The organism is Nocardioides sp. NPDC023903 (assembly GCF_040639295.1).
Lineage (GTDB): Bacteria > Actinomycetota > Actinomycetes > Propionibacteriales > Nocardioidaceae > Nocardioides.
This window is the reverse complement of record NZ_JBEZZS010000040.1, coordinates 1-18029: the sequence shown is the minus strand read 5'-3', so window position 1 is coordinate 18029 and position 18029 is coordinate 1. Positions and strand designations below refer to the sequence as shown.

The window sequence follows — 18029 nt, the reverse complement described above, 5'->3', positions numbered from 1 at the left end:
CGCTTGCACGCCTTCGACGTCCTCGGCGACCCCGTACGCCGCCGCATCCTCGAGCTCCTGGCCGCCGACGACCTCACCTCCGGCGAGATCGTCGAGACCATCTCGGCCGAGTTCGGCATCCGCCAGCCCGCCGTCTCCATGCAGCTCAAGGTCCTGCGCGAGCACGGCTTCGCCAACGTACGCCCCAACGGCACCCGCCGCATCTACTCCCTCGACACCGGGCCCATGGCCGAGGTCGACGCTTGGCTCACACCTTTCCGTCGCTTCTGGACCCAGCACCTGGACGCTCTCGACACTGAGATTCGGCGGGGGCGTCGAGAGGGTTCTACGGGGGACTGAAACTGCATTGGGGTGGGACCGGGAAGGCGCGCGGAGGTGACCGTGGCTTCGTTTCGGTGTTCGCCGCCGACCCTTGCTTCGATTGTTTCTCGATCATGCACCGCGTCAAGGACGGGCTTCGCCCGCCGGCTTCGCCGGTCGCCTCCGGCGATCCTTGACCCGGCACCCGATCGAGAAAGACTTCGCCTGTATCGGGTCGGCGGCGAGGGTGTGGCGCGGCGGATTCAGTTGGGTATGGGCGTGGGGCTGTGGCTGGTCGTGCGCGGGCGCCTGGTGCCTCGTCGGTGCCTACGGCAGTGGACGCGACCTTGTGAATCGTTCACAAGTGAGCCGGCGCTTTGGTCGGGTCGGTTCGGTGCCGCCGGGCACCATCTCCCCACTCATCCGAAGAGTTCCCAACGGGCGCGGAGCTTCCCCATCCTCCGGAGCGTGGGGAACCTTCGCCGCCGTGGGGAAGTGTCCCCACCAGCAGGGAACGCCGAGCGTGGAGTCGAGAGTTGGCCGACACGCTCTTTGGGCACAGGTAGGGGACGGCGCGATCAGCCGCGCGAACGTCTGTCTCGACGGAGCCCGATCCTCGGACAGCTCCTGGCGACGGCCGACGTCCGAGAGCGACGAGCATCCATGCGCTCCACGTCGCTCGGTAGAGCGCGGCAGCTTCAGCGCGAGAGCCGAGACCGGTCAGCCGTGATGTCGTCGGGCCTGGTGGGGCAGGTCCCGGTGGAGTCACTTTTAACCCACCCGGTTAGGGGCGGCGGGTGAACCGGATCGTGCCGTCCGGTAGTCGCTCATGAACGTAAGCCGGGTTGTGCGCGAGGCGGTGATGGTGCGGACAGAGCAGCGCGCCGTCTTTGAGGTCGGTCTTTCCGCCTGCGGCCCAGGGGTCGAGGTGGTGGGCGTCGCACCATTCCGGTGGCATGTCGCAGCCTTCTGCTTGGCAGCACTTCTGCTGGAGTCGCATCGCCTTGCGCTGGATCGGTTGGAAGAACCTGCTGCCTCGACCGGCATCGAGGACCTCACCATCACCACCCAGGACCCAGGGGATGATGGTGGCGTTGCACGCCATCCGACGCGCCTCGGCCGCGGAGATCGTGGCGCCGTTGGTCTCGTCGTAGCCCAGGGTCGCGATGCCGAGGTCCTTGCGGAGCTCCTCGAGGCTGATCACCACGTTGATGGTGGTGGCATCGCCGCCGTGGCGGGGCAGGGCGGCCGGGTCGATGGTCTCCAGGAGCCGGGCGAAGCCCTGACCCATCAACCGCTCCCACAGCGGCAACGGAGCACTCTTGGCGACCAACTGCTGCTTGCGGGGTTGGGCGTAGGCCTCCACCAGCCGCTTGAACCTCATCCCCATCGACGTCGGCAACACCCCGTCGAACCCGATCGTGCCGTCGTGGTTGTCCCAGACCCGCAGCGCGGTCTTCTGCTGGGCGCGTTCCTCTTCAGCCAGGAGGGCTTTGGCCTCGGCGTCTTCGAACCGGACCGGGTCGATCTCGGCCAGGATCCGCTTGCCGACGATGCGGAGCTCGTTCGCGGTCAACCGGGTGGCGTGGTCGACCAGCAGCTTCTCAGCCAACACCAGGTCCTCAACACTCGCGACCGGGTCGGCCACGATCTTGTCCAACGCCTTGGTGATCACCCGGGCCTTGTCCTGGGACACCACACCCTCGGCGAGGCCGGCGGCGACGAGGTCGTACCTCGCGACACTGGCCGCGAGTTTGATCTGGGACCGGGCCACGCCCTTGTCGATCAAGAGTTCAGCGCGCATCCACGCGGAGGCGTCTTTGGCGCCGGTCTCTTCGGCGATGTCGCCAGCAAAGGCGAGCACCCTCAGCTTCAACGCAGCCTGCTGGGCCTGAAGCTTCTCCAACCGCTCCAGCAAGTCCTTCTTCTGCCCGGTACGCCAATACGCGGGATCGGTGGCCAGCAGCTCCTGAACGGCGGTCTCGATGGCCTTCAAGGCAGCATCGATCGCGTCGCCGGGGTTGGTGCCCCAGTGGTCGATCGAGCGGCCGAGACTCATCGCCATCCCTCTCCTTCAGAGGTGTGCTGTGATGGGTCTGATTCTACGCCTCGAACGCGCGTCTGACCACCCATTTATGCAGGTCAAAGGCGGTTTGGCGTTGAGTGAACAACCTCGCATCTGTGGATGGTAAGTGGCCCGAAGGGCCACCCTTCCGCCCCATCAACCTCACCCGGCCCAAACAAGAATCCGCTGCGCCACACCCGGGCCGCCGCCCCGATAGCCAGCCAAATCTTTCTCGATCTGGTCCGGAGTCCAGGACCGCCGAAGGCGGCCGGCGAAGCCGGCGCCCGAAGGGCGTCCTTGACGCCGGTCCAGATCGAGAAGACCCTCCAAAACGGGTCGGCGGCCCACACCAACCCCGAAAACACAGTCCGCGACAGACAGCCAAGGTCAGCGGATCCGAGCCCGACGCCGATCAGTAGTGATGAGCTCGACATTGATCCCAGCAGCACGAACGAACGCGATGAGCTCGTCGTCGAACATCTCCCCCGGCTGCGGCGGACTGAGCGTACGAGCCCCAGCAACTCCGAGCTCGACAAGCGTCGACTCGAGATCAGGGGCCATGAAGGCCAGGTGATGGAGACCGTACGCATGCGGCCCAGGAGTCACCGGGGTGATGAGCTTGATGGCGATCGAGTCGGGCTTCTCCAGGAAGATCCCGCGGACGCCGTGGCGGGTGTTGACGACCGGGTCGGTGGCGCGGCGGTAGCCGAAGAGCCGCTCGAAGGCCTCGGCGGTGCGGTGCAGGTCGCGGACCTGGATGCCGATGTGGTCGAGTCGTAGGTCAGGCATCGTCGCCTCGCATCACGGCGCCTTCGGCGACGGCCGTGGCGATGGCCATCCGGGGCCCGGGAACGGTGGCGACACGGACCGCGGTGACACCGGCCAGAGCCGCGAGATCGGCCGCAGGGCCTTCGAGGGTGACCTCGAGAGACCCAGGAGAATCCTCGAGCACGGTGATCCCGCGCCACGGCAGCGGCCCGGACCACTCGCCGGGACCGAGGGCCTTCCAGACGGCCTCCTTGGCGGCGTACCTCATCGCGAAGGCCGTGGCGGGGGTGGTCGCGGCCATGCACTGGGCGATCTCGGCGTCGGTGAACCAGCGCACCGCGAACCCGGAACCACGCATCGCCAGGAGCCGAGCGAAGCGCCTGATGTCGGCGATGTCGATCCCGACCCCCTGCAGGCTCATCGCACGCTCATCGCCCTTTGTCAGCACCTCAGGCGACCGGACTGTGGGTCGCCACCATCTTGAGGAACTCGGCGGCGACGGCCTCCGAGCCGACCTCGTTGAGATGACCGCGGTCGAAGGTCAGGTTCTTGTTGAGCACGTAGTAGGTGCTGCCGTCCTGGCTGCGCTCCCCGGTGCCGTCGGCCTCGGCGGCGGCGATGTCGACGAGGCGGCCGGTGGCGCCGTACTTCTCCCGGATCATCGCGTTGTAGCGCTCCCGGGCGATGTTGTCGGCCGGTCCCATCTCGTCGTCACGACCCAGGGCCGCCTTCACCTTGGACTTCCAGTTGCGGTCGGCGGTGAGCGGCACGGTCGTGTAGAGGAAACGTACGTCCGGATGGGCTGCTTCCACCTCCTCCATCATCGACACATAGCCGTCGAAGACGGCCTGCACATCGGTGGCGGCGATGATGTCGACGTAGCAGAGCTTCATCAGCGCGACGTCGACGTCCTTCCCGGCCGGGCTGTCCACCAGCTCCGTGAACGCCGCGAACTTGCTGAGCGGGTCCTCGTTCACCCCGATGTACGCATGCCGCATCGTCGCGCCCTCGGCATCAGTCATGCTGGCACCGGAGATCTCGGGACCAGTCACATCGGCCATGGCCGGCGCCGGCACAGAGGCGTCGGCGTACACCTTCGAGACCCCGTCGAGGATGTTCATCCCGACGGAGTTGTGCCCGAAGAGCACCTTGGTCTGCCCCGCGACCTGCAGCTCGGACTCGCTGGGCTCTGCGATCGCGATGTGCTCGTTCATCCCTGGACTCCTCAGCAACCATGCCCCGGCCAGCGCGACCGCGACCACCAGCACTCCTGCCCACACTCCGGCCAGCAGCTTCACCGAACCGGACACCTTTCGCATCGACATCCTCAACCCACCTTGACCCCTTCGAAGCCGGCATCATCCGCATCATCGACGTCGTCGTCCTGCCCCTCGGCCGGCTCCTGGGCCAGCCGCAGACACATCGCGCGTACGTCGCGCTTGATGACCTTTCCGTTCGCGTTCAGCGGCAGCGCGTCGACGAAGCGGACGACCTCGGGCACCATGTGCTTCGAGAGCCGCTCGCGACAGTGCGCGATCACGTCGGCGCCGCGCAGCAGCGACCCGCGCCGCCGCACCACCACGAGCTCGACCCGCTCGCCGGCAGCGTCGTCCGGGAGCCCGACCGCGGCAGCCGCCACCACGTCCGGCAGATAGAGGACCGCGGACTCGACGTCCTGGCTCGCGATCCGGTGCCCCCACGACTTGATGAAGTCCTCGACCCGGTCGACCACGTAGATGTAGCCGTCCTCGTCGACCTTCGCCAGATCTCCCGTACGCAGCATCCCGCCGGGCATCTTGCGGGCCGTCGCCTCGGGATCGTCGAGATAGCCGGGCGAGATGTTCGCGCCGCTGGCCCAGATCTCGCCGACCTCACCGGGGGCGACGTGCACGCCGTCGCGGTCGAGCACCCGCAAGTCCACGCCCGGGATGCCCCGGCCGATCGACCCGGGCCGCCGGGTGACCTCCTCCGGCGGGAGGTAGGAGAGCCGGGCGGTGGCCTCGGTCGCGCCGTACATCACGAAGACCCGGGCCTGCGGCTGGGCGCACGCCATCTGCTCCACCAGAGCGGGGGCCAGCCGGCCACCCGCCTGCTGGATCGTCCGCAGCGACGGTATGGCGGTGCTGCCGAAGGTGCTGTTGCGCAGCAGCATCCCGAAGGTCGATGGCACACCGGCAAACCCCGTGCAGCGCGCGGAGGTCATCCGGTCCACCACCGCCTGCGGGAAGACGAACGTCGGCTGGATGACCATCGCGGCACCGGCGCGCAGATGGGTGTGCAGGAGCGAGAGCCCGAAGACATAGGTGAACGGCAGCACGACCAGCATCCGGTCCTCCGACGTGATGCCGAGGTAGCCGAGGATCGAGGTCGTGTTGGCCTGGATGTTGCGGTGGGTGATCCGCACCGCGCGCGGGTCGCCGGTGGTGCCGGAGGTGAACATGTAGAGCGCGTCCTGGTCCGGGTCGACCTCGACCGCCTCGGACAGCTCGACCGGCGTCGACCGCTGCTTCGGGACGAGCCGCTCCTTCCGCTCCACCACGACCGGGAGACTCCTGGGCAGGCTCAGCCTCAGCGCCTCGGCCTGCGCACGCCCCACCAACAGCGCGTCGGCGCCGACCCAGCGCGCGCGGGCCACGACCTCCTCGGTCGGCAGCGTGACGGCCAGTGGCACCACGACGAGCCCCATCCGGAGCGCGGCGAGATAGGCCGAGGTCCAGAACAGCCCGTTGGGCGCCATGATCCCGACCGGCGTACCCGGAGTCAGACCGAGCACGGAGAGCCGTCCCATGAGCACGGACACGCTGGATCGCAGCTCTTCGAAGGTGTATTCGCGACCCGCCTCGGCGAGCGCGATCGAATCCTCGGGCGCTTGCTCGAGAAGAAAGTCGGCAGTGTTCAACGTGGCCCGTCCCCCGGGATGCTTGGGCCGGGACCGTTCCCGGCAACGGCAACGTCGCATGCCTCACCTCGACCGGCGGTGGGCCGCTCGGCAGGCTGCCTGAAATTGAGTACGCGACCGACCCATCGGTCCCGACTCGGCCCCGCTACGCGTCGACTGGTCTCGTGAACCCCAAGCGCCTCCTCATGTTCGTGCTGCTCGGCGTGCTCGTCGGCGTCGCAATCTTCTGGGCGCCGGGACGCTTCGCCGACTCCTCGTCCGGCAACGACGGCGGCGGCTCGAGCTCCTCGTCCCAGTCCGGCTCGCCGGGCGCCGACCCGAGCTCCGAAGCCGGCACCGGATCCGGATCCGGCAAGAAGTCGGAGAAGGACCCCGAGCCCGCGACCGAGGCGTTGCCGGAGGCGGCCTCGACGCCGACCGAGTCGGGCCTGCCCGGACTCACCCAGAAGCCACGCACCAAGACGGCGGCGCTGATCTCGGAGCCGCTGCCGAAGCAGGCGGTCCGTAAGGACGCCCTGGTGGCCGGCTACCCGACGGCGCTCGCACCCCCGTCCCGCACCACGGTCGACGTCTCCAGCGTCTCGCCCACCAAGGGCGTGCTCCAGGTGGCGCTGACCGCGAGCTGCCGGAAACCCTGCGACGTACTCCGTCACTACCGGACCCGCCTCGCGCAGCACGGCTTCAAGGAGGTCACGACCACGTCGGTCGAGAACACTCCCGCGCTGTCGCTGAACCGCGGCGACGAGACCGTGAGCGTCACGGTCACCCACACCGGCCGCCGCAACGTCGAGTTCACCCTCTACTCCGTCCTCCGCACGAAGACCTGAGCGCCGGTGTACCTCTCTCTCAGCGACCGACCCACCACGGGTGCCGAGCCGCGGCAGACAGGCGGGCGGGTATCCCGGACCGTCGTCACCCTCGGCATCGTCAGCCTGCTGACCGACATCTCCTCGGAGTCGGTCTCGGCGATCCTGCCGCTCTACCTGACCGCGGTGGTGGGGCTCTCGCCGGTGGCGTACGGACTCATCGACGGGCTCTACCAGGGCGTCTCCTCGCTGGTGCGGATCGCGGCCGGGTGGGCGGCCGACCGCACCGACCGGCCGCAGCCGGTGGCGCTGGCGGGCTACGCGATGAGCGCGGTCGCGCGGCTAGGCCTGATCTTCGCCGGCGGCTTCGGGACGATCTCGGCGGCGATCTCGCTGGACCGGGTCGGCAAGGGCGTACGCACCGCTCCGCGCGATGCGATGATCGCGGCCTCCAGCGACCCGGCGCACCTCGGCCGCAGCTTCGGCGTCCACCGGGCGCTGGACACGATCGGAGCCACGCTCGGGCCGCTGCTGGCGTTCGTGATCCTGTGGCGGATCGCCGACGGCTACGACACCGTCCTGGTCGTCTCGCTCGGCTTCGCGGTGCTCGGGGTGGCGACGATGGCGTTCTTCGTGCCGTTCCGGACCGGAGCCGTACGCCGGGTGACTCCTCGCCGCAGCGAGCCGCGCGTCAAGGCCCCCAAGGTGCGCTGGCGCACCGTGCTCACGCCAGGTCTCGCGCGGGTGACCGGTGTGTCCGCCGTGCTCGCCCTGCTCACCATCGGTGACGGCTTCGTCTACCTGGCGCTGCTGGAGACCGGCGGCTTCGCGGCGCAGTGGTTCCCGGTCCTCTACGTCGGGACCAACCTCGCCTACCTCGCCCTGGCCGTCCCGATGGGCCGGCTCGCGGACCGGGTCGGGCGGGTCAGGGTCCTCGTGCTCGGCCACCTTCCGCTCGCGGCCGCCTATCTGTGCGCCGCGACCGGGTCAGGGATGCTCTGGACGACGTGCGCCGCGGTGCTCCTCCTCGGCGTCTTCTACGCCGCGACCGACGGCACCCTGGCCGCGGTCGCCGGGCAGCTGGTCCCCGAGACCGTACGCGCCAGCGGCATCGCCACCGCCCAGACCGCGGTCGCGCTGGCTCGGCTCGTCGCGGCCACCGGCTTCGGCCTGCTCTGGTACGCCGTCGGCCCCCGGGTCGCGATGCTCGCGGTGTGCGTGGTGCTGGTCGCCGCCATTCCGGCCGGGCTCGCGGTGATGCGCAGGGCGGTGCGATGACAACGTTCTGGGCCAAGCAGCGCACGACCGTCTTCGGCGCGATCGTCGTGCTCGTCACCGCCGGCGTGACGGCGTACGCCCTCTCCGCGATCGCGGAGAACGACAGGCGTACGTCCACGGCGACGGCCGCGACGACCACCTCCCTGGCGCAGGTGGAGAAGGGGCCGAGGATCCTCTTCCAGCACACCGGACGCGACGCCGACTACGGCCACGTCGGTGCGGTCGCGCTGGCAGACCCTGGCGGCGCCCGGGCGCTCACCGACCTGAGCTGTGACCGGGTCTACGCCCAAGCCGAATCGATCTCCTGCCTGACGACCGAGCGGGGCGTGGTGAGCCGCTACCGGGCGACCGACCTGGCGAGCTCGACCCCGGGTGAGGAGTGGCGGGAGGTCGACGGGGCCGACCTGCCCGGGCTGCCCAGCCGCACCCGGATCTCGCCGGACGGCAAGCTCGTCGCCTCGACGGTGTTCGTCAACGGAGACTCCTACATGGTCAGCGGGTTCTCGACGCGCACCCTCATCCGCCGGATCGGTGGGGCGAGCTACGGGGACCTGGAAAAGTTCAAGCTGGTCGTCGACGGCCGCCGGGTCGCCCCGGTCGACCGCAACATCTGGGGCATCACCTTCGCCGACGACGACCGCACCTTCTACGCCACCGTCGCCACGGGCGGACGGACCTACCTGGCCCGCGGCGACCTCACCGAACGCTCGCTGACGACCATCGCCGACCACGTCGAGTGTCCCTCGCTCTCGCCCGACGGCACCCGGATCGCGTTCAAGCAGGCCGACAAGGACAGCACCCGGTGGACGCCCGCGGTCCTCGACCTCGCCACCGGCCGACGCACCGTGCTCGCCGGTGAGACGCACAGCATCGACGACCAGATCGAGTGGCTCGACGACGACACCGTCCTCTACGGCCTGGAGCGCGAGGGGGAGCCGGTCAGCGACATCTGGGCCCTCGACACCACGGCCTCCGCGACCCCTCGCGTGCTCGTCCCGGAGGCGGCCTCGCCCGCGGTTCTACGCTGAATCGGGTACTCCTTCCCCGGTCCGCGCCACTCGCCGCACCAGTCCCGGTTTGCTGTGGGGATGACCGTTGAGGAGACTCACGCCGCTCCCAGGGACGAGCCCAGAATCGAGCCCAGCGCGGACGTCGACGATCGTGCCACCATCGGGGACGGGACCCTTGTCTGGCACCTGGCCCAGGTCCGCGAGCACGCGCGGGTGGGCAGCGAGTGCATCATCGGCCGCGGGGCGTACGTCGGTCCCGGGGTCGTGGTGGGAGACCGCTGCAAGATCCAGAACCATGCGCTGGTCTACGAGCCGGCGGTGCTCGAGGACGGTGCGTTCGTGGGGCCGGCGGTGGTGTTCACCAACGACTACCTACCCCGCGCCGTCAACCCTGACGGCACCCTCAAGGACGGCGAGGACTGGGAGGCCGTCGGCGTGACCGTACGCACCGGCGCGAGCATCGGCGCCCGGGCCGTCTGCATCGCGCCGGTCACGATCGGCGCTTGGGCGATGGTCGCGGCGGGCGCGGTGGTCACCCGCGACGTACCCGACCACGCGCTGGTTGTCGGGGTCCCGGCGCAGCGGATGGGCTGGGTCGGGCACGCGGGCGCGCCGCTGGTCGCCCAGGGCGATGCCTGGCGCTGCCCGAGGACCGGCACGCTCTACGTCCTGCGCGGCACGAGCGAGGACGACGGCCTGGTCGCGGTCTGAGGACCCGGTCGACCGAGGGTCAGGCGGCCCGCCACTCGGCCTTGTGGGCGATGCTGACCGCCGCGATTTGGGAGGAGACGCCGAGCTTGGCGAGGATCGACTTCACCTGGGTGCGCACCGTCGCCTCGGACACGACACGGAGCTTGGCGATCTCGCCGACCGTGAAGCCGTCCATCAGGTGCTCGAGCACCTGCGACTCCCGCGGGGAGAGCTGGGCGAGCCGGCGACGGATCTCGATGACGTCCTGCTCCTGCCCCACCCACGCCCGGATCAGGCGCTCACGGTCGTCGACGTCGAGCACGCTGAGACCGTAGTTGAGCCTGCGCACGGTGCCCAGGATCTCGCCCAGCGGCACCGTCTTGGACAGGACCGTGCGAGCCCCGACGTGCAGGGCATGCCCCCAGCGGGTCTCGTCGGTCGATCCCGTCACCACGACGACATCGGCACCAGCCCTGGCGAGCGGTGCGATGAGGCGTACGCCCGAACCGTGCTGTCCCAGGTCGAGGTCGAGCAGGACGATGCGCGGCTGGGAGCGCATGATCAGCGAGGTGAGCTTGGCCTCCGAGGGCGGCTCCTCGGGCAGGTCGACGCGGTGGGCGTCGTAGCCCTCGAAGGTGAGAGCCAGCTCGAGCGACTCGGCGAACAGGGTGTGGTCCTCGACGATGACCACCTTCACCCTCTTACGCGGCGACACCACGGCGACCTCCCCGGGTCGGGGTGTCGTGCTGGTCGGCCCCGTCGCCTGCCCCGCCGTCGGCACAGCCGAGCATCGGGATGCCGAGGACGAAGGTGGTCTGCTCGCCCGCCTCGACCAGCTCGAGGTAGCCGCCCTGGCGTTCCATCAGGTCTCGCGCGGCGTGGAGGCCGATGCCCTGGCCGGTGGAGCCCGGTCGGCTGACGCCCCAGGCGAAGATCCGCCGGCGCAGCTCGGGAGGAACCCCCGGCCCGTCGTCGGTCACCGCGATCTCGACCGAGGTGCTCGCCTGGTCGGCGGCACGTACCTCGATCCGGACCGAACCGCTCCCGTGGTCCGCGGCGTTGTCGAGGAGCACGTTGAGCGCCTCGGTCAGCTGGTCTGAGTCGCCCAGCGCCAGCATCCGGCTGGGGCGCCACACGACGTCTGTGCCCTTGGCCTCGTGAGCGAGCACCATGGTGGCCACCACGGAGTCGAGGTCGATCACCTCGGCCCGCATCTCGCCGGCCTGCATCTCATCGCCACGCGGCTCGGGGATCCCCGGCCTCGCGGCATCCTGCTGCCGGCGGACCATCCGCTCGAGCCGCTCCAGCTCGCTCTGCACCATCGCCGTCATCGCGGCCCGCCGGTCGTCACCGATCGCGCCCGGCGAGCTGAGCAGCGTGGTCGCCGCCCGGATCCCGGCCAGCGCCGAGGCAGCCTCGTGCAGCCGGGCACGTTCATCCCGACCGACTCTTGACATTGACACAGCTCTCCCCTGGTCATCCTCGTGCCACGCCCTCCCAAGACGCAGCCAGGCGCATGAAACACGCGTGGACCTGAAGGTCCGCCACGAACAGCGCCGTACGGCAAAGGGACTTTACTCACTCAGTCCGGAGGACGTATCGCCTACCTATTTTTGGTTACCGGCCGTTACCGACTGGTGCCTCAAATTGAGGAATGGCGAGCATCTGGACCCCATATGGAGGGAGTCCCGGGTCCCATACTCGGGTGGCCATCCTCGATCATCCGCCCGTGCCGCCGCAGCCGGAACCTGCGGACGAGCCCCCCGTGCGGCGCGGATGGCGTCGTGCCCGCAAGCCGCTGATCGGGCTGCTGGTGTGTCTTCTCCTGCTCTGCGCCGCGGCTCTGACCGGGGTCCTGTGGCTCCAGGCGAAGGTGGAGGGGAACATCCAGCGGCTGCCCGACACGTTCACCGGGCTCACCGACCGGCCCGCCAAGCCCTCCTCCGGGTCGGCCGCCGACGCGACGAACATCCTGGTCCTCGGCACCGACACCCGCTCGGACGCACCCACCACCGGAGCCGAGGCGCCCGGCTGGGAGCCGGGTCAGGCACGCTCCGACACGATGCTGCTGGTCCACATCGACGGCGACCGCGACTCCGCCTCGGTGATCTCGATCCCGCGCGACTCCTGGGTCGACATCCCCGGGCATGGCAAGGGCAAGGTCAACTGGGCCTACTCCTTCGGCGGCCCCAACCTCACGGTCGAGACCGTAGAGAAGATGACCGACGTACGCATCGACCACCTCACCGTCATCGACTGGGACGGCTTCAAGGCCCTCACCGATGCGATCGGTGGCGTCGACATCGACATCCCGAAGACCGTCTACGACTCCGCCCGCGACGTCCGCTGGGAAGCCGGCCGCCACCACCTCAACGGCGAGGAGGCACTCCTCTACGTACGCCAGCGCTACGGCCTCAAGGACGGCGACCTCGACCGCGTCGCCCGCCAGCAGGCCTTCCTGCGCACGCTGCTCAAGCAGACCCTCGAGCAGGAGCTGCGCAAGAACCCCGACCAGGTCGTCGACCTCCTCTCCCTCTTCTCGAAGCACGCCTCCGTCGACGACGACTGGTCGACGACCCAGATGGCCAAGCTCGCCGCCTCCCTCCGCAACCTGCGCACCGACGACATCAGCTACCTCACCGTCCCCACCGACGGCACCGGCATGGTCGGCGACCAGTCAGTCGTACGCCTGGACCCCTCCCGAGACCGCGACCTATGGCGGGCCGTCCGTGAGGATCGGATGGGTGAGTGGGCTGAGGACAACCAGGATCTGCTGACACCCGACGTCGTCCGCTGACCTGAGATCGTCGATCACCGGTTGCTCACGGGGTGGCCCAGTCGGACGCCCGCTCGTGGTCGTGGGCAGGGACCACCTTCACCGAGGCCGGCAGGGCATGGAGACGGTGCAGCGCGCGCCAGGTCTGCTCACGATCCACGTCCACCAGACAGCCGGGGAAGCCGGAACGCTGGCGCAGGTGCTCGATCTGCAGCCCGTGCCACGCGGCGTCTCCGACGAGCAGGACGGGCCCGCCCGCGGTGGCGAGCAGGACGCCGACGCTCCCGGGCGTGTGCCCGGCCAGGTCCACCAGCACGACGCTGCCGTCGCCGAACAGATCGTGGCTCCGCTCGAAGGTGAGGACCGGCGGCCCGTCGAGGGAGAACTCCAGGAGGTCCCGATCCGCGAGCCCACGGCGTACGCCGCCCACCGGTGCCTGGTCCCCGGCAGCGGCCCAGGTCAGCTCCTCGTCATGGAGGACCGCCGGCAGACCCGGGAGGTCGAGCAGCCCCGAGACGTGGTCCCAGTGGGCGTGAGTGCTCAGGGCGAGGTCGGGTCTGACTCCCGCCGTCGCGAGGGCCTCGACCGTCGGGATCGTCGTCGCCGGCGGTCGTACGATCCGCCGTAGCAGCGGCTGGAGCTCGGACACCGCCTGGGCGTCAGCGTCTCGTGGCACCGCCGGGTCGATGAGGATCGTCGCCTCGGGATGATGGACCACGAAGGACTGGAGGCTCAGCCGCCCCGCGCCCGGCATCCCCTCGTACAACAGTCGGCTCGGAACCGGGCGCGGTCGTTGCCGCAGCGTCTGCAGCCGGACGGTTCTCGTCGCCGGTGGCAGCGGACCCTGCGCGCGCTCCGACAACGAGTCCAGCAGGCGCCGGTCGGCTCGTCTCGGCGCCACGAACGAGCGAGCTCCCGCCACAGCCGTCTCCACCAGCTGCCGGGAGGTGTAGGCGGCGGGCAGTGGATCGAGTCCTGCGAACGGGTTGGGTCGGTTGCGTAGTTCCATGTCCCGAACGCTAGAACTTCAGGTCGACCTGAAGGCAAGATGCTTTCATGCGGATCTCATTGGCCGCCGACCTCGTCGGCGTACCCGCCCACGTCCTGCGGCACTGGGAGGACGAAGGGGTGCTCGCGCCGAGCCGGCAGAACGGAAATCAGCGAGACTTCACCGATCAGCACGTGAACGAGGCGCGGATCATCCATCGCCTTCGCCAAGCCGGCATCGGCCTCGCGGAGATCAGAGAGCTCCGATCCGCCCCCGCTGGCCACCGCTCGGCCCGGCTGACAGCCTCAGCCGAGCGGATGGCCGCGGAGGCGAACCGACTCGATGCGGCAGCCACCTTCCTGCGCCACACCGCGGAGTGTGAGCATCCGGTCGTCGACGAGTGCCGGCAGTGCCGCGACTACGCGATCGCCGGGGAGGCAACCTCCCCGAGATCGACCCGCTCCGGACGCGGCAACCCATAGTGATCCCGAAGAGTGACCCCGGTGTACTCAGTCCGGAAAAGCCCACGCTCCTGCAGGATCGGCACGACAGAGGAAGCAAACGCCTCGATCCCCGACGGAAGCACAGCGGGCATGATGTTGAACCCGTCAGCGGCACCGTTCTCGAAGTAGTGCTGGATCGTGTCAGCAACCTGGACAGGGGTCCCGGTGAAGGTGCGATGACCGCGCCCACCACCCAGTTTCCCGATCAGCTCCCGCACGGTCAGCCGATCACGACGAGCCCAGTCGACGACGAGCGTGTAGCGGCTCTTGGCACCCTCGATGGAGTCTTCCGAAGGTAGATCGTCGGGCAGTTCCGCATCCAGGTCCAGCCGCGAAGGATCGACCCGGAGCAGCTGAGCGAGCTGGGCGACGGCGTACTCCGGAGCGATCAGCCGGTCGAGCTCGGCCTCCAGCTCACGCGCCTCGGCTTCGGTCTCGCCGAGGACCGGAACGATCCCGGGCAGCACCAGCACGTGATCCGGGTTGCGGCCGGCGGCGACGACGCGCCGCTTGATGTCGGCGTAGAACGCCTGGCTCTCGGCCAGTGTCGGCTGGGCGGTGAAGATCGCCTCGGCCCAGCGGGCCGCGAACTCCTTGCCGTCGTCGGAGGAGCCTGCCTGGACGAGCAGCGGGTGGCCCTGCGGCGACCGCGCCAGGTTGAGCGGACCCTCGACCGAGAAGTGAGGCCCAACATGAGAGATCGGCCGAATCCGGTCTCCGACTGCATGCACTCCGGCGTCCTTGTCCGCCACGATCGCGTCGTCGTCCCAGCTGTCCCACAGCTTGGTGGCGACATCCAGGAACTCCGAAGCCCGCTCGTAGCGGGTCTTGTGCAGCGGCTGCCCCTCCAGACCGAAGTTGCGCGCCGCGGCGTCCCCCGCCGTCGTGACGATGTTCCACCCGGCCCGTCCGCCGGAGATGTGGTCGACCGAGGCCAGCCGGCGGGCGAGGTTGAACGGATCGTTGTACGACGTCGAGGCCGTGGCGATCAGGCCGATGTGCTGTGTGGAGACCGCCAGCGCGGACAGCAGCACGGTCGGCTCGATCCGCCCCGACGGCCGACGGCCGGGCTCGCCGAACAGGGCCGGGGAGTCGGCCAGGAACAGCGAGTCGAACTTGGCCTCCTCCGCCACCCGCGCCAGGTGCTGATGCGCCGCGAGCGACAGGTTGGCGTGCGGGTCCGAGGCAGGCAGCCGCCACGACGCCTCGTGGTGACCGGTGTCGAGCAGGAACAGGTTGAAGTGGAGCTGTCGGGCACCCATCAGGCCACCTCCTCCTCGACCACGCCGAGCTCGGCCAGCAGCTGGGCCCGCAGCGACGCGAACCGCGGGTCGCCCGGGCTCCGCTTCGCGCCCAGGTCGATCCGGAGGTCGGAGCCGACGACGCCGTCGCCCAGCACGATCACCCGGTCGGCGAGCGCGATCGCCTCGTCGACATCGTGGGTGACCAGCAGGATGGCGGGGTTGTGGGCGGCGTACAGCTTCTTGAGGAGCTTGTGCATCTTGATCCGCGTCAGCGCGTCCAGGGCGCCGAACGGCTCGTCGGCGAGGAGCAGCTGCGGGTCGCGAACCAACGACCGCGCCAGCGCCGCGCGCTGCTGCTCGCCGCCGGAGAGCTCGTGCGGCCAGGCCTTGTCACGGCCCTCGAGCCCGACCTCGGAGAGCGCCTCGAGACCACGGGCACGAGCATCGGAGGCTGACAGCCCCAGGATCACGTTGTCCAGCACCCGCCGCCACGGCAGCAGCCGGGAGTCCTGGAAGACGACCGAGACCCGCTCGGGCACGTCCACGACACCCGATCCCGAGACCGAGCGGTCGAGACCAGCCAGGGCCCGCAGCAGCGTGGACTTCCCGGAGCCCGAGCGCCCGATCAGCGCCACGAACTCGCCGCGGGCGATCGTCAGGTCGAGCCCGTTGAGCACCCCGCCGGCCTCGGAGAAGCTGCGACGCAGCCCCTCGACGCGTACGGCGGGTCCCTCGGGTGCTGTCAGTGACTCTCCAGCGTGCGTCGCCATGCCAGTGCCTTCCTCTCGGTGAAGCGGACGATGCCGTCGGCGACCAGGCCCAGCAGGGCGTAGACGACCAGGCCGACGACGATGATCTCGGTCTGGCCGTAGCTGGACGCGAGGGTGATCATGTGGCCGATGCCGCTGGTCGCGTTGACCTGCTCGACGACCACGAGCGACAGCAGCGCGTTGAGCACCGCGAACCGCAGCCCGAGCAGGAAGCCCGGCGTCGCGCCCGGCAGCACCACATGCCGGACGAACGCGCCGCGCCCCAGGCTGACGGTCTCGGCGAGCTCCGCGTAGCGGCTGTCGATGCCACGCAGCCCGTTGTGGGTGTGGATGTAGATCGGGATGAGTACGCCGAGGGCGATCGTGATCACCTTCATCGGCTCACCGATCCCGAGCCACAGGATCAGCAGCGGCATCAGCGCCAGGCTCGGGATGGCCCGCTTGACCTGCACCGGACCGTCGATCACCGCCTCACCGACCCGGCTGAGCCCGGAGACCAGCGCGAGCGCCAACCCGACGCCGACCCCGATCACCAGTCCGAGCGAGGCCCGGTAGGCCGAGGTCGCCAGCGCCTCGGGAAGCCGTCCGTCGGCGATCAGCCGCTGCGCGGTCTCGACCACCACCCACGGCTCGGACAACGTACGCGGGTCAAGCACGCCTGTCGCTGAAGCGAGGAACCACAGGCCCAGGAGCAGGACCGGTCCGATCCACAGCGTGCCGGGGACCCGCGGCCCTGGGCCGAGGCGGCGGCGTACGACTCTCTTGTCTGTGGTCTTCTCGGAGACGACGCCGACGATCGGCGCCTCGACTGCGGTGGTGGCCATCACTGACCGCCCTTCACGGCCTCTGCGATGACCTTCTCGTAGCGGCGGTCGTAGAGCTCGGTCACGTCCAGCTCCGGATGGTTCTGCTCCTTCGAGAGGATGTCCGCGGTCTCCTGCTGGCGCTTGATGAAGTCGTCCCAGTTCTCCGGGATGACGTTCTGGCCGGAGCCCTCGAAGACCTTCTTGCCGTCCTCGAACGTGAGTCCCTCGTGATCGACGTAGTAGGCCTGGATCCACTCGTCCGGGTGCTCGTCGACCCACTTCTCGGCCTTGACCCACAGCGCGAGGAAGTCCTTGAACGCGGCCGCCTTGCCGGCGTCCTCGAAGGTCTCCTCCGGCCCGTAGATCAGGGTCGCGTCGTCGCGGATGCCGGTCCGGATCGAGGTGGCACCGTCACGGCCGTACTTGGCCAGATAGGAGGTCAGCTGCGGCCCGCCCAGCGGGGCGACGTCGACCTGGTTGGAGGCCAGCGCGTTGGAGAAGGTGTCGTCGACGCTCTGGATCTCGACCAGCTCGACGTCATCCTGGGTGAGCCCGGCAGCCTTGAGCGTCTTGAGGACCAGCGCACCCTGGGCCTGGCCGGGCGAGTAGGCGATCTTCTTGCCCTTCAGGTCCTCGAGCGTCTTGACCTTCGACTTCGGCGCGATGCCGAGCTCGTAGATCGGGTTCTCGAGCGGGTCCGGGTTCTCGGTGACCGCGACGATCTTGACCGGGGTGTCGGTCCAGGTCGCGAACAGCGGCGGGATGTCGGCGACGTAGCTCGCGTCCAGCGCATCCGCGCGGAACGCCTCGATGCTCTTCGGACCACCGGAGATGTTGGCCCACTCGATCTCGTAGCCCTCGACCTCGTCGATCAGGCCGGACGCCTTCAGCGCCACCTCGATGGGCGGCAGCCCGAGGCGCAGGACGGTCCCCTCCGGGACCTGGTCGGGGAGCGCCGCGTCGGCGGCGAGCTTGGAGGCACTGGAGGCATCGGCACCGCCGCAGGCCGTCAGCCCCAGGAGCAGGGTCGAGATCGCGGCCAGGGCGTGCCGCGGCTCGTCGTAGGCGCTCGCCGGGTAGAGCCCGAGAACGGCCTCGGCAGCGGGGCCGTAGGTGCTGCGTACGA

At 69.5% G+C, this 18029-nt stretch carries 19 protein-coding genes; 7 read left to right on the top strand and 12 right to left on the bottom strand.

The genetic code is table 11. The features are described from left to right. The first annotated feature begins 3 nt into the window (after positions 1 to 3). Positions 4 to 339 (top strand): metalloregulator ArsR/SmtB family transcription factor, encoded by a 336-nt coding sequence (locus AB0F44_RS26425; RefSeq protein ID WP_357359799.1) that lies wholly within the window; start codon positions 4 to 6, stop codon positions 337 to 339. 745 nt (positions 340 to 1084) lie between these two features. Here AB0F44_RS26425 and AB0F44_RS26420 read toward each other — a convergent pair. From AB0F44_RS26420 to AB0F44_RS26400, 5 genes are all read right to left on the bottom strand, one after another. Continuing rightward, positions 1085 to 2359, bottom strand: a complete 1275-nt coding sequence (locus AB0F44_RS26420) for a DUF222 domain-containing protein (protein ID WP_357359798.1) — start codon at positions 2357 to 2359, stop codon at positions 1085 to 1087. Positions 2360 to 2752: 393 nt separating this feature from the next. Next, positions 2753 to 3154, bottom strand: coding sequence for a VOC family protein (locus tag AB0F44_RS26415; RefSeq protein ID WP_357359796.1), 402 nt, complete (start codon positions 3152 to 3154; stop codon positions 2753 to 2755). After that, positions 3147 to 3554 carry a 4'-phosphopantetheinyl transferase superfamily protein gene (locus tag AB0F44_RS26410; RefSeq protein ID WP_357359794.1) on the bottom strand — a complete coding sequence of 136 codons (408 nt, stop codon included), beginning with the start codon at positions 3552 to 3554 and terminating at the stop codon, positions 3147 to 3149. Before AB0F44_RS26410 ends, AB0F44_RS26415 begins: the two co-directional genes overlap by 8 nt. A 28-nt stretch (positions 3555 to 3582) precedes the next feature. After that, complete coding sequence (locus AB0F44_RS26405; RefSeq protein ID WP_357359793.1) at positions 3583 to 4458, bottom strand: SGNH/GDSL hydrolase family protein; 876 nt, start codon at positions 4456 to 4458, stop codon at positions 3583 to 3585. Between the two features lie 2 nt (positions 4459 to 4460). After that, entirely contained in the window at positions 4461 to 6032 is a 1572-nt protein-coding gene (locus AB0F44_RS26400; protein WP_357359791.1) for an AMP-binding protein, read from the bottom strand. A 164-nt stretch (positions 6033 to 6196) separates the two neighbouring features. Here AB0F44_RS26400 and AB0F44_RS26395 point away from each other — a divergent pair, with 164 nt between their 5' ends. From AB0F44_RS26395 to AB0F44_RS26380, 4 genes are read left to right on the top strand one after another with little or no spacing between them, the layout of a single operon-like run. Next, a complete protein-coding gene (locus tag AB0F44_RS26395; protein WP_357359789.1) occupies positions 6197 to 6859 on the top strand; it encodes a hypothetical protein in 663 nt (220 codons plus the stop codon). Positions 6860 to 6865: 6 nt separating this feature from the next. Beyond that, positions 6866 to 8116 (top strand): MFS transporter, encoded by a 1251-nt coding sequence (locus tag AB0F44_RS26390; protein ID WP_357359787.1) that lies wholly within the window; start codon positions 6866 to 6868, stop codon positions 8114 to 8116. After that, positions 8113 to 9144 carry a hypothetical protein gene (locus AB0F44_RS26385; RefSeq protein ID WP_357359785.1) on the top strand — a complete coding sequence of 344 codons (1032 nt, stop codon included), beginning with the start codon at positions 8113 to 8115 and terminating at the stop codon, positions 9142 to 9144. The genes AB0F44_RS26390 and AB0F44_RS26385 overlap by 4 nt, the downstream gene beginning before the upstream one ends. Before the next feature lie 60 nt (positions 9145 to 9204). After that, positions 9205 to 9837, top strand: coding sequence for a DapH/DapD/GlmU-related protein (locus AB0F44_RS26380; RefSeq protein ID WP_357359783.1), 633 nt, complete (start codon positions 9205 to 9207; stop codon positions 9835 to 9837). Between the two features lie 19 nt (positions 9838 to 9856). Here AB0F44_RS26380 and AB0F44_RS26375 read toward each other — a convergent pair whose 3' ends face one another. Continuing rightward, positions 9857 to 10531 carry a response regulator transcription factor gene (locus AB0F44_RS26375; RefSeq protein WP_357359781.1) on the bottom strand — a complete coding sequence of 225 codons (675 nt, stop codon included), beginning with the start codon at positions 10529 to 10531 and terminating at the stop codon, positions 9857 to 9859. Further along, a complete protein-coding gene (locus AB0F44_RS26370; RefSeq protein ID WP_357359779.1) occupies positions 10518 to 11273 on the bottom strand; it encodes an ATP-binding protein in 756 nt (251 codons plus the stop codon). Before AB0F44_RS26370 ends, AB0F44_RS26375 begins: the two co-directional genes overlap by 14 nt. 308 nt (positions 11274 to 11581) lie before the next feature. Between AB0F44_RS26370 and AB0F44_RS26365 the strand changes: the two genes are divergently transcribed. Beyond that, positions 11582 to 12613, top strand: a complete 1032-nt coding sequence (locus AB0F44_RS26365; protein WP_357359777.1) for an LCP family protein — start codon at positions 11582 to 11584, stop codon at positions 12611 to 12613. A 25-nt stretch (positions 12614 to 12638) separates the two neighbouring features. Here AB0F44_RS26365 and AB0F44_RS26360 read toward each other — a convergent pair whose 3' ends face one another. Beyond that, a complete protein-coding gene (locus AB0F44_RS26360; protein WP_357359776.1) occupies positions 12639 to 13601 on the bottom strand; it encodes an MBL fold metallo-hydrolase in 963 nt (320 codons plus the stop codon). 47 nt (positions 13602 to 13648) lie between these two features. Here AB0F44_RS26360 and AB0F44_RS26355 point away from each other — a divergent pair, with 47 nt between their 5' ends. Beyond that, positions 13649 to 14062, top strand: a complete 414-nt coding sequence (locus tag AB0F44_RS26355; protein WP_357359774.1) for a helix-turn-helix domain-containing protein — start codon at positions 13649 to 13651, stop codon at positions 14060 to 14062. Here AB0F44_RS26355 and AB0F44_RS26350 read toward each other — a convergent pair. From AB0F44_RS26350 to AB0F44_RS26335, 4 genes are read right to left on the bottom strand one after another with little or no spacing between them, the layout of a single operon-like run. Beyond that, complete coding sequence (locus tag AB0F44_RS26350) at positions 13999 to 15345, bottom strand: LLM class flavin-dependent oxidoreductase (protein ID WP_357359772.1); 1347 nt, start codon at positions 15343 to 15345, stop codon at positions 13999 to 14001. The two genes, AB0F44_RS26355 and AB0F44_RS26350, sit on opposite strands and share 64 nt — an antisense overlap. Further along, entirely contained in the window at positions 15345 to 16097 is a 753-nt protein-coding gene (locus AB0F44_RS26345; protein WP_357359770.1) for an ABC transporter ATP-binding protein, read from the bottom strand. The genes AB0F44_RS26350 and AB0F44_RS26345 overlap by 1 nt, the downstream gene beginning before the upstream one ends. Next, entirely contained in the window at positions 16070 to 16921 is an 852-nt protein-coding gene (locus tag AB0F44_RS26340; protein WP_357359768.1) for an ABC transporter permease, read from the bottom strand. Before AB0F44_RS26340 ends, AB0F44_RS26345 begins: the two co-directional genes overlap by 28 nt. After that, a complete protein-coding gene (locus AB0F44_RS26335) occupies positions 16921 to 17916 on the bottom strand; it encodes an ABC transporter substrate-binding protein (RefSeq protein WP_357359848.1) in 996 nt (331 codons plus the stop codon). The genes AB0F44_RS26340 and AB0F44_RS26335 overlap by 1 nt, the downstream gene beginning before the upstream one ends. Positions 17917 to 18029 lie beyond the last annotated feature (113 nt).

Coding starts and splice junctions, on each gene's coding strand:
- AB0F44_RS26350 (WP_357359772.1), bottom strand. CDS start 15,345: ATGGGTGCCCGACAGCTCCACTTCAACCTGTTCCTGCTCGACACCGGT.
- AB0F44_RS26370 (WP_357359779.1), bottom strand. CDS start 11,273: ATGTCAAGAGTCGGTCGGGATGAACGTGCCCGGCTGCACGAGGCTGCC.
- AB0F44_RS26415 (WP_357359796.1), bottom strand. CDS start 3,154: ATGCCTGACCTACGACTCGACCACATCGGCATCCAGGTCCGCGACCTG.
- AB0F44_RS26410 (WP_357359794.1), bottom strand. CDS start 3,554: ATGAGCCTGCAGGGGGTCGGGATCGACATCGCCGACATCAGGCGCTTC.
- AB0F44_RS26355 (WP_357359774.1), top strand. CDS start 13,649: ATGCGGATCTCATTGGCCGCCGACCTCGTCGGCGTACCCGCCCACGTC.
- AB0F44_RS26380 (WP_357359783.1), top strand. CDS start 9,205: ATGACCGTTGAGGAGACTCACGCCGCTCCCAGGGACGAGCCCAGAATC.
- AB0F44_RS26340 (WP_357359768.1), bottom strand. CDS start 16,921: ATGGCCACCACCGCAGTCGAGGCGCCGATCGTCGGCGTCGTCTCCGAG.
- AB0F44_RS26345 (WP_357359770.1), bottom strand. CDS start 16,097: ATGGCGACGCACGCTGGAGAGTCACTGACAGCACCCGAGGGACCCGCC.
- AB0F44_RS26385 (WP_357359785.1), top strand. CDS start 8,113: ATGACAACGTTCTGGGCCAAGCAGCGCACGACCGTCTTCGGCGCGATC.
- AB0F44_RS26360 (WP_357359776.1), bottom strand. CDS start 13,601: ATGGAACTACGCAACCGACCCAACCCGTTCGCAGGACTCGATCCACTG.
- AB0F44_RS26420 (WP_357359798.1), bottom strand. CDS start 2,359: ATGAGTCTCGGCCGCTCGATCGACCACTGGGGCACCAACCCCGGCGAC.
- AB0F44_RS26405 (WP_357359793.1), bottom strand. CDS start 4,458: ATGTCGATGCGAAAGGTGTCCGGTTCGGTGAAGCTGCTGGCCGGAGTG.